The 12,012-nt window shown below is 27.9% G+C and carries 7 protein-coding genes; 1 reads left to right on the top strand and 6 read right to left on the bottom strand.

Translation table 11 applies throughout. From position 1 onward, the window contains the following. Positions 1-200, bottom strand: a 200-nt coding sequence (locus ACRDDY_RS01300) for an AAA family ATPase (RefSeq protein WP_438563161.1), incomplete at its 3' end; no start/stop codon positions are given. A 240-nt stretch (positions 201-440) separates the two neighbouring features. Between ACRDDY_RS01300 and ACRDDY_RS01295 the strand changes: the two genes are divergently transcribed. Beyond that, a complete protein-coding gene (locus ACRDDY_RS01295) occupies positions 441-860 on the top strand; it encodes a hypothetical protein (RefSeq protein ID WP_438563160.1) in 420 nt (139 codons plus the stop codon). 90 nt (positions 861-950) lie between these two features. Here ACRDDY_RS01295 and dltC read toward each other — a convergent pair whose 3' ends face one another. The 5 genes from dltC to ACRDDY_RS01270 form a co-directional block, all read right to left on the bottom strand. Further along, positions 951-1,184 carry a D-alanine--poly(phosphoribitol) ligase subunit 2 gene (dltC, locus tag ACRDDY_RS01290; protein WP_438563159.1) on the bottom strand — a complete coding sequence of 78 codons (234 nt, stop codon included), beginning with the start codon at positions 1,182-1,184 and terminating at the stop codon, positions 951-953. Between the two features lie 56 nt (positions 1,185-1,240). Further along, a complete protein-coding gene (dltB, locus tag ACRDDY_RS01285) occupies positions 1,241-2,470 on the bottom strand; it encodes a D-alanyl-lipoteichoic acid biosynthesis protein DltB (RefSeq protein ID WP_438563158.1) in 1,230 nt (409 codons plus the stop codon). Continuing rightward, positions 2,470-3,990, bottom strand: coding sequence for a D-alanine--poly(phosphoribitol) ligase subunit DltA (dltA, locus tag ACRDDY_RS01280; protein WP_438563157.1), 1,521 nt, complete (start codon positions 3,988-3,990; stop codon positions 2,470-2,472). Before dltA ends, dltB begins: the two co-directional genes overlap by 1 nt. Positions 3,991-4,220: 230 nt before the next feature. Then, complete coding sequence (dltD, locus tag ACRDDY_RS01275; RefSeq protein ID WP_438563156.1) at positions 4,221-5,426, bottom strand: D-alanyl-lipoteichoic acid biosynthesis protein DltD; 1,206 nt, start codon at positions 5,424-5,426, stop codon at positions 4,221-4,223. A 587-nt stretch (positions 5,427-6,013) separates the two neighbouring features. After that, positions 6,014-12,012: GH36-type glycosyl hydrolase domain-containing protein (locus ACRDDY_RS01270; protein WP_438563155.1), on the bottom strand; the 5,999-nt coding region annotated here is incomplete at its 5' end.

The following is a 12,012-nucleotide window of genomic DNA, read 5'->3' as shown; positions in this document are numbered from 1 at the left end:
TCAATTTGAGCTTGTCCTAAATAAATTCCATATTGCTCAGAAATATTCTCAATCATTCCCTTATCTCTTAAATAATCAGTACTATACTCTGTTACTGCTCCAACATTTAAATCTCTTATTTTTAAATCAACATATAATTGTTGTATTAAAGTCGTTTTTCCACATCTTGGTCCACCTAATATAGCTATTCTAACTGGCATAGTTTCTTCTCTCCTCTACATCTCTAAAGGTAATTTTTTTCATAAGTATTAATTCCTATTCATAGCCTAGCTCTAAAACTAAACTTCATCACCTTTAATGTTCAGTCTATAAAAACTTTTCCTGAACACTTTTTAATTATATCAACTAATTATTCGCCTGTCCACATTGGGGAAAATTAAGAATTCTTAATTTCTCCCACGTATATTTCCTTACTTATTGTACAAACTAACCTCGAGGAGTTGATATTTATGAATAATGATAAAAAATGTTGTAGTACGTCTCCAAAAATAATTACTAAGGTTTCGGAACATGGAACTTCGGAGCAATTTAGTAATCTTATGCAAACTGAAAATACACCTAATAATTTATTAAATTGTAAGTGTACAAAAAACCCTGCTGAAAACTGTAGCTTAAATGAAGACTATACATCAGCTTATCTAGAGAATTCTACTCCAGTAGAATCTTTTGATAAAATTAGTCCTAATTCTTACTTACCTAAAGAAGGAAAGACTGACTATTGCCCAACAAACGGACAATTAACCAGTGTATCAGAAAGTGGTGGAAGAACAAAAGCTACAGATCCAACTATTGACGATATTGCCGTAAACAATATTGCCACATCAGAATTTAACACAACAGAAGACATCAAAACTAAATAAACACTCTTCCACAAAAATCTAGTAAGCAAAGCTTACTAGGTTTTTAAATTAAAAAGAAACCTACCCTAAGGTAAGTTTCTTCTAAAATTCTTATTTTTGCTTTGCTTCTAAGAATGCTGTTAAATGATTTACAGTTGACATATCTTTTCTTTCTAAATCAGTTGGTTGTAATTTCATTCCTAACTTTTCTTCAATTTGTAATAATACTTCGATTATTGCAAGTGAATCTAAAAGTTCTGCTTCAAAAAGGTCTAAATCTAAATCCTCTCCGATTTCATCATTTCCTGTTACTTCTTCAAAAATTTCTATTACTGTTTCTTGCATAATATTATTCCTCCTTTGTTTTTTTACATCTCTATTTTACTACACTTCGTTAATTTTTAAAAATGATGTGTATGGAAATATCCTGAGAATATTAATAAGAAGAAAGCAATTATTTGGAAGTTAATTATTATTGAAATAACTTTGTACCAATTTTTCTTTTTATTCTTCTTATAGAATTTTGATTTTCTTTGATATATATCCGTTAATACTAGTACTAAACCTTGTAAGAATCCATACAGAATATAGTACCATGTAATTCCATGCCAACATCCAATTACAAACATAGACATCCATTGTGCTATATGCGATGCTGTATATCTACTTTTAAATCTTTTCTTTCTCATAGATGAAATAACAAATCTTGAGTAAAGGTAATCTCCAAGCCATCTTGAAAGTGTAATGTTCCATCTAGTCCAGAACTCTTTCATATCTTTACTTATAAATGGCTTATTAAAGTTATCTGGAGTTTTTATTCCAAATAGATAACTTGTTCCTACTGCCATTAAGCAATATCCTGCAAAGTCAAAGAAAAGGTATAAAGTATATGAATATGCATATCCCCATGCATGCATAAATGTTATCTTTTCTGGTATTCTCTCTAAGAAATACGTATGCACTATATATGCTATTACAAATTTATAAATAACCCCAAGTAAGATTTTCTTAAATCCTACTAATGCATATTCATTTAAATATACTTTTCTATCTATCTTTTTATTTAAATCCTCATCAAATCTTCTTGATCTATCTATAGGTCCAGAACTAAATGCTGGGAAGAATGTGATGTAGTATAAAAGGTCTGCAAATTTTAATTCTGTAATAACACCGTCATATGTCTCTATTATTATTTGCATTACTCTAAAGTTTAAATATGATAATCCCATAAATGTTAAAACACCTATAGCTACCATATCATGATGTGCAAGTCTATGCCCATTTATAACCCAATTTCCTATTGGAAGTTTTATTCTTACAGTTTGTGTAAACTCAAATAATAATATTGGCATCATTGATAAGAATAAACATATTCTATATTTAACTTTACTATCTGATTTTTTTCTTATCCACATGTATATATAAATAAGCCCAACTTCCCATATCATAAAGATTGCAAAAAATATTAGGTGTAATTTTGATCCTAAGATTACAACAATCATAAATGCTGTTGCAAGCATTCCATATGTTTTTATATTTTTTCCCATAACTCCTAGTAAAAATGCTGGGATTGTAACTAGGAAAAGAATGTACATATAAAAATATGTCCCATATTGCGTAAGTGGTACCATTACATTTCCTCCATTAATCTTTTTCTATCAATTTTTCCATTGATGTTTGTTGGAAACTCATCTATTATTTTTATATTTCTTGGTACCATATATCCTGGAATATATTCTCCAAGCTCTTTTTTAATAGCCATTCCATTTTTAAGATTACTTAAATCGTTCTTTTCTTTAAGCTGTATTATTCCTTGTAAATATGCTATCTTTTCATCCTTATATACAGGAAGAACTACTGCATTTTTTACATTTGTAACTTTTCTTAAGTTATTTTCTATATCTTCTATTTCAATTCTGAATCCATTTAATTTAATTTGAAAATCACGTCTTCCACAGTAATATAACTTTCCATCTTCATAGTATGCCATATCTCCTGTTCTGTACGCTCTATATTCTTTTCCTTCAAAAACGTCATAGTAGAAAGCTTCATTAGTCTTTTCTTCATTTTTGAAGTATCCTTTTGAAACTGATTTTCCAACAATGATTATCTCACCTTTTTCTCCATCTTTAACAGTGTTTCCATTTTCATCTACAATTTTAACACCTGATGTTTTCATAGGAATTCCTACAGGAAGACTTTTTTCATCTTCTAACATTTCTACTGTTACATCATTTGATGCAACTGCAACTGTTGCTTCTGTTGGTCCATATCCATTTATAACTCTTGTATTTTCAAATCTATCCATAAGCTCTTTTGCTAATTTTTTAGGTAATACTTCACCTATAAATATCATAGATTCAAGTTTTGGCATTAATATGCTATTAAAGCTATCATCAGTTACACAAACTCCTGCAAATGAAGGTGTTGAAACCCATATTCCCATATCTGACTCTTTAAATTGCTTAAACATTTCACTATAATCTGCTAATGTTTTCTTTGATAATGAGAAAAGAGTAGCTCCATGTGTAAGTCCTGGATATATTGTTGTAACAGAAAGGTCAAATGAATAAGCTGCTTGATTCATTATAACTTTTTCACTTCCATCTATGTTAAGCTCTAGACTTATCCACTCTACAAAATTATCTAAGTTATTACTGCTTATTTGAACTCCTTTTGGCTTTCCTGTACTTCCTGATGTAAATAAAATATAAGCATTTTCGTCTTCTTTAACCCAAAATTCTTCATTTATTTCTCCATCATATTTTTTTATTATTTCTTTTAATTCATCTTCATTTATAACTTTTATATCAGAACCAAAATCTTCTTTAGAGTTTTCACTAAAGTTAAAAAGTATTTTTGGCATAACTTCTTCTTTAACAGTTATAACTCTGTCAATTGGAAAACTTACATCTAATGGCACATAGGCTCTTCCTGATTTCAGTGAACCCATCATACAAGCCATTATTAAGTTATCTTTATTTCCATATATCATAGCTGGTGTATCTACCGTACCATACTCGTCTTTTAAGAAAAGTGCTATAGAGTCTGAATATTTATCTAAATCCTTATAAGAAAGTGATTCTCCATCACACTTTAATGCAATTCTATCAGTTTTAGAATATTTTTTTATTCCCTTTAATATTTGCATACTAAAAAACTCCTCCTTCGTTTAACCTTAAATAATTAATCTTTTGAATTGTAATAATTAAGAATTAAGTCTTAGCCTTAATTTAAAAACTAATTCTCAATTCTTAACTTTACATTTTTAACCTCTAAAATTCACTATATACGAATGGTAATTGTACATATGGTGTGAACGTTAGTATAAGTATTCCAAGTACTATGGCTATTGTAAACAATATACTCATCATTAATAGCTTATTGCTGATTATAGATTTTATAAACTTTTTCACTTACATCAGTCCATCCTCTCGTTCCTAAGTGTGCTACATCTCTTAAGAAATATTTTTGTGTTCCATAATTTCTATAGTCTAACACTGTAAATCCATCAGCCTCTGCAAGCTTTTTAACTTCATTAAATAGCTGATCTCTTTCTGATTTTGGTATTCCAATATAATCATAGAACCAGTTCATTCCAGGCATTAGTACGATTATTGGTTTAACACCTGTCTCCTTACATACTTGAAGGAATAGTTTATATTGATTTAATTCATCAGATTTTATTAAGTCTGTACTCTTATATGCACCATTGTACCATATTAGTTTCTTTCTAAATGCTGGTGTATATTCTGAATCTAACATTCCATATGGATTGTTAGAGCTTAATCTCTTACCATCTTCATATGCAATTTTTTGTTGTTTTTCCCAATTCCATGGTGTAATTGGTTTAGTTGGTGCTTCATAAGGTTTTAGTCCTTTTAATCTCTTATATAAAAGTCCTTTTCCTGTTAAGTCAACCATAAATTGTCTCGCTTTGAAGTATGGATAGAAAATAACTTCCTCTATTTTTGATGAAAGACTTTCATTATATCCATAAATTTTTGCATATAAAACTTCTGGTGCATACTCAGTAGATCCTTTTAAGTAAGAATATACTTGCTGTGCAAATTTTACCTTTGTTGCATGCGTTATATCAGGATTATCTAAAAACTGATAGAACTGTACTGGTGAAAATCTTGTACTAAAATCATAATTTGTTATTCCTCTATGTGTTAAGAACCACTGGAATGAGAAAGTAAATACTACTTTCTTATTTTTTATATTTGGATTTAAACTTCCTATAATTGTTGCTGCTTGTAAATCTTGATTAAATTCTTTTCCTACTATAAATGCATTATTCTTGCTATGTCCTGTATTAAAGAAATAGCTTGGATGTTGAAGGGTTACATGTTCAAGTTCTGATGAACCTAGGAACATAATATCACCTTGATTTAAGAAGTAATCATTAGCTACTACTCCCTTAGACTTTAAATCACTACCAAATTCATTTCTTATTGGCATTACGTCTTTTTGTTTCATTAAAATTGGTATCTCATGGTTTAAATACATATTAAGCCCATTTGCAAAAAGAATTCCAATTAATATAGGTACTATAAAATATAATAACTTTAAACACTTTTTCATCGTATCTTCCCTTCGTAAAAAATCTCAAATTCTAATTTAGAATATTACTTTTATCCTCTTTAATCAACCAACTTTTACTCATATTTTTTTAACTATTTTTAACAATCTATTAACATAAATATACTTTTTACTATTTTATGCTTTTTTACTCTTTTAAATCCCCTTTTTTTTAACTTTTTCACCATTTTTCATTTTTTTCTCATTTTAAATGTTAAATAATTATTTACTTTTGAAAATTTCATTTTCTTAAATTAACCTTAAGAAAATGAAAAAGAGTACTTCTTAAAAGATAATCTCTCTCAAAAACTACTCTATCCATTTATTTTATACACATTTATTTGATTAATTTAGTTAAAACCTTTACTACTGAAATTTTAACATTTCATTTTTTATGTGTCCAATTTTTTTTCTTCCTATATATTACAATTATATCATTCTTTTTGTCCTTTATAACTTCCTCTATACATTCATCAGTGTTTTATATGTTTAACTAGACTTTTTTCTTTTTTTCACTATAATTTTTATCATTTTTTTAGTTATAATTTATATTTATGCACTTTTTATCAATTTATACATTTCCTCTTTTTTTAAAAGTAAATTTCTATGTAGCTTTCTCCAAGTCCTTTTCTTATTATTTCGCTTTCATAGAGCTCTCCATTAATGTATATTTTCTTTTCCTTTTCATTTTTTTTGCATATAATTTTATATTTTTCCTCTCTTATCTCTATGGCAAACTCTTTTATATAAGTTGGAAGATTTGGTTTTATTTCATATCCTCTTCCCTCAATAATATTAAATCCTATTATATTTTGAAGTCCTACCTTATACATCCAACCTGCTGCACCTGTATAGTAGCTCCATCCTCCTCTTCCTTCATAAGGATGCCTTGTGTAAACATCTGCTGCCATTACATATGGCTCTACCTTATACCTTTCTATTTTTTCTTTTGTATTTCCATGAGTTATTGGGTTTAACATATTAAATAATCCATATGCTTTTTCATTTTCCCCTAGAAGTGAATACGCTAAAACTGTCCAAACTGCTCCATGAGTATACTGTCCTCCATTTTCACGAACACCTTCTACATATCCTTTTATATATCCTGGTTCTAAATCATCTTTTCCAAAAGGAGGATATAAAAGTTTTATAAGAGAGTTATCTTTATCTATTAAATACTTCTCTACACTTTCCATACTCTTCTTCCTTCTTTCTGCATCCCCAAATCCTGCTATAACAGAAAAGCTTTGAGGAAGTGAATCTATAAAGCAATCCTTATTTTCTTTTGATCCAAGTGGAGTTCCATCATCAAAGTAAGCTCTCTTATACCATTCTCCATCCCAACCATTTTTCTCAATATTTTCTACTATCTCTTTTCTTTTTTCTAAAAATAGCTTTGTACGCTCTAAATCATTTCTTTTCTCTGCAATTTTTGAAAATCCTTGAAGAACAATTGATAAAAACCATCCAAGCCAAACACTCTCTCCTTCTCCTTTATTACCAACAGTGCTCATACCATCATTCCAATCTCCTGAACCCATTAATGGTATTCCATGAACTCCAAACTTTAAGCTTTTTTCTATTGCTTTAATACAGTGATTATAAATTGTATCCTCTTTTCCCAGCTCTCTTACTATTCCATATCTTTCATCTTCCCCTTCTTTTAAAGGTTCATCTTTTAAATAATGAGTTTTTTCTTCTAATATAGAATAATCTCCTGTTAGATTTATATATTCTATAACCCCATAAGGCATCCATAAAAGATCATCTGAAAATCTTGTTCTTATACCACTATCTACTTTTGGATGCCAAAAATGCTGAACATCTCCCTCTTCATACTGTCTTTTAGAATTTTCTAATATTCTCTCTCTTAAAATTTTAGGCTCTATTACTCCTAATGCTAAACTATCTTGCATTTGATCTCTAAATCCATATGCACCACCACTTTGATAAAATGCACTCCTACTTAAATATCTACAATTATAATTTTGATATAAAAGCCATCCATTCATCATATAATCAAAGCTTTTATCTCCTGTATTTATTTTTATATTTCCTAGGAAATTACTTAATTCGACTTTTACTTTATTTAATTCTTCAAATACAGTTTCTTTGTCTCTATACTTTTCTATTATTTTTTCTATTTCTTCAAAGGAATTTTCTTCTCCTAATATACATACTAGAATTTTCTCTTCACCTGATTTTATAAGAATATTTTTCTCTACACCTATACAAGGGTCTACATCTACCCCACTCTTTTCTACTATATTACATAATTCATCTTCTTTTAGAACTGATAAAATCTCTTCTTTATCACAAGTATAGATATTTTCTCCCTCTCCAAGTATAGTTCCATATGCTATCTTTTCTTTGAAGTTACTTGAAAACTTATTTGCTCCATAAGCATAACTTTCCTTTACTCCCGTATAAATATATTCTTTTGTATTTTTTCTATTATCGCCTAATACAAGTTCATTATAAAAATAAACTCCAATGTCTCTATCTTCATTACTATTGTTTTTTAGTCTAATTATTTGGACTTTAACTTTATCTTCACTTGGAACAAAGACAGTTATATTTCCTTCTATCTCCTTATAAGTATGCGAAAAGGTTGAATATCCAAAGTTATGATTTATTTTATATATACCACCATCATCTATTGGCTTTTTAAATATAGAAAAACTTTTCTCATATTTCTTATCCTTAAACCAAATTCCTTCACCCATAGTATCTTTTATATAATCATTACTCCAAGGTGTTATCTTATTTTCTCTACTATTTTCACACCATGTATATCCCATCCCTGTTTCACTTATATGGAGACCAAAGTTTTTATTTACAAGAACATTTATCCATGGTCTTTCTGTATTTTCTTTATTCCTTAAGATTATTTCATAACTTCCATCATTCTTATTAAATCCTCCATATCCATTAAAAAAATCTAGGTTGTGAATTACTTCTTCACTTATAATTTTTTCTTCTTCTCTATCTTGAATTTTTTCACTATTTAAACGAAGCAAATATTTACAATCTTTTTCTATTTGCTTCTCAAAGTAATGCTTTTTCTCATAATCCTTAATTAATTTCTTTAAATTAATTTCATTACTATCAAGAGAAATTGTTGCTATGCCTATCAATGTATTCCTATCTTCCTCACTTAAAGTTTCACTATTTAATAAATATATATTTTTAGTATCTTCTCCATAAATTGAATTTATATATTTTTCTATTTCACTTCTATTTTCATTATTATAGTTGCTAATTTCTTCATTATATATGACTAAATCTATCTCAATTCCTTTAAGTTCATAATAGTAATGCATTCTCATAATATCTTTTAGTACTCTCTTATCTTTTTTTACCTTTATGAATATAATTCTTCTATCCCCTGAAATACCATATTTCCAAAGGTCTTCCTTTTTTCCTTTTAGATTTTTTATAAAATCCTCTTTATACTTTCTACTTTTAGGAATATATAAGAACTCTCTTAAAATCTTTTCATAAATATTTGCCTTTATACTATCTATTGAAAGTTTATTTAAAAGAAGTTTTGCCATTTTGTTATATCTTTTTCTTAAAAGAATAATGCTCCCCATATTCTTATTTCTAAGAACTTTCTCTATTATCTCTTCCTTATTTTTTGTATACCCTAAAATAAATCTTAATACTTTTTCTTCTCCCTTTTCTAAGATAACTTCTCTTTTTATTCCTATACATGGGTCTAATGGTTCATTTGATTCTATTTTAAACTCCTTATTTATTCCTTTAGGATTTCCAAAACTTCCATTTCTTCCTATAAAGGCTTCTCTTGAGTTTGTATACTCTAGACTTTTTTCTTCAGCTATATCTAAGAAAAATCCTACAAAAATATATTTTTCCTCTTCCTCTTTTTTTCTCTTTCTTCTTTTTCCTATTATTATGTTCTCACCTTTTAATATTTCAGTTTCTATGAAAAGATTTGAGAAAGTCATATGAGCTAAATCTGAATCTAAGTTTCCTATAACAGGTTCTAAATAAGATACTACATCTAAGCTCACCTTCTCAGCTCTAAGATTTTTTATACTAAGAGTTCTAATCTCTAAATCATCTTCTGGTGATACTAAATACCTTAATCTTGTTTCTATAGAATTTTCAACTTTATAAATTTCACTTTTTTCTTCTGAAAATTTCACCTTATAATTCTCCCCAAAACTTTCAAAAGGATAAAAAGTTGGGCTTTGAAGATTTTTTCCTTCCTTTATATAAAATAAAATTCCACCTTCTTCTTCTAAGAAATCTCCACCCCATCTATAGAGTATATCTCCCTCATATTTTGAAAAACCTCCACCTAAACTATTTATCATCATCGTATATTTGCCATTGGATAAAATATTTACTTCCTTATCACTAGACTCTAATTCAGTTAAAATTCTTTCTTCAAATATACTATCTTCTATTTCTATTTCTTCTACTATAAAACTTTCTTTTTCTAAAAAACTTAAGTTTTCACGTTTCTCTTTTAGTAAAATTTCTGTCCCTTTAACTTCCGGTATATTATGAAATCTTTTTATCATTATATTTTCTTCTAGAGCATTATCTAATGCTAATAAAGACATTCCCAAATGATGAACCATATATGTTTTTACTAAAAGCCCCTTTCTTTTTTCTCCTCTTAAATCTTCTCTTACTATCTCTTCTTCTAAAAGCTTATTCATTCTATTAGTTGTATAATCTATGCTTTCTATAAACCCATATTCCCCATATGCTCCATATTCTTTAATCTTCTTTAAATTTTCTATACTTTTCTCTTTATTAATTTGTAAAGATAATAATGATGCATAAGGTGTTACTACAATTTCCTCACTTCTTTCTCTCTTCATCCTAAGTTTTTGAATACCAAATGCCTTATACTGATAATTTTTTTCTAAATCAAATTTATAATATGCTCCTTCTGAAATTCCAAAAGGTATTTTCTTTCTTCTTGCATAATTTATTTGACTATCTAAAACTCCTTCATAAGTTTCATAAAGTGCACTTCCCTTAATATTTTTCATAATTAAACTTGGCATAAGATATTCAAACATAGTTCCACTCCATGAAATAAGGGTCTTATTAAATCCTGAATATCTATATCCTCTTTTTAATTTAAACCAATGACTTTCAGATACTTCCTCTCTAGCTATTGCTAAAAATGATGCTACTCTTGCTTCTGATGCTAAAAGATCATAATGTGACTCACCGAAGCTTTCTTTATCAATGTTATATCCAATATAAAAAAGTTCCTTATCTTCATCAAATAGCTTTCTAAAATTCATTTCTTTTATAAATTTGCTTAATAAATCTTCTAACTTCTCATTTTTCCCTTTAAATGTTTCTAAACATATCATTAAATACGATAAGAGATTTCCACTATCTACTGTTGAAATATATCTTTCTCTTAAGCTTTCTTTTGTCTCAATATTATACCAATTTAAAAAATGTCCATTCCAACGTTCTAACTCATCCATTGATTTTAGTGTATTTAAGCATCTTTCTATAGCTTCTTCTTCCTTTATAAACTTTAAATCCATTGCTACAATATTACTCATTAAAGCTAAGCCCATATTTGTTGGAGATGTTCTTTTTGCCTCACCTTTAAAAGGCTCTTCTTGATAGTTATCCGGTGGAAGATAATTATTTTTTTCTGTTACAAAATCCTTATAATATTTCCATGTATCTTTTGCTATTCCTAAAAGATATGCTATATCTTGCTTTGTAGTATTATCTTCTTTTTCCATACACTTACTTATATCAAGTGCTATAAAAGGTGATAAAATCCATAAGACTCCAATTAAAATTAAGAAAACTGATAAAACTTCCTTTCCTTCATAACTTGAAATAACCATTATTATTCCAATAACTATAGATAAATACATAGTTCCTGCATAATAATTTACATCTATTCTTTCTTCTTTATCTTCTAAGTCTGATGCTTTCCATTCTAATAATTTTTTCTTGCTTATAAATAATCTATATAAACTTTTTATAATTGCATCTAAACTTATTATTGCTTGATATGGTATAAAGCTTGTTATCAAGATTATTTCCATTAATGTTTTAAAACTTCCATTTAACTTTTGTTTTGGCGTTACAACAAAATCTGTAATCCTAAATAATAATGGTGATAGAACTAATAAAAATAATAATATTACATTACTTCTACCATTTCTTAAAAAAATCATTGAAATTATAAGAGAAACTAAAAGCCATGGTGCTAAAAAACTTCTTCTTATATTGTCAAAAATTTTCCACCTTGAAATTAGAGATATATCTTTCTTAAAAATCCATTTTATAAGTTGTATATCTCCTCTTATCCATCTATGTAATCTTTGTGTACTGCTTATATATGTACTTGGATATTCTTCAATAAGCTCACAATCTGTAACTAAACCACATCTTGAAATTTCTCCTTCTAAAAGGTCATGACTTAAGACTGTATCTTCTTCTATTTTTCCTTTCATAGTTTTTAAGAATGTATCAATATGAATTATTCCCTTTCCTGTAAAAGACCCCTTATTAAAAATATCTTGATATGTATCTGAATAAGCTATTCCATAACCATCAACTCCTC

Source organism: Clostridium sp. (assembly GCF_051656525.1).
In the GTDB taxonomy this organism is placed as follows: Bacteria; Bacillota; Clostridia; order Clostridiales; family Clostridiaceae; genus Clostridium.
The sequence above is the reverse complement of the archived record's forward strand: the minus strand, read 5'-3'. Positions and strand labels throughout refer to the sequence as shown.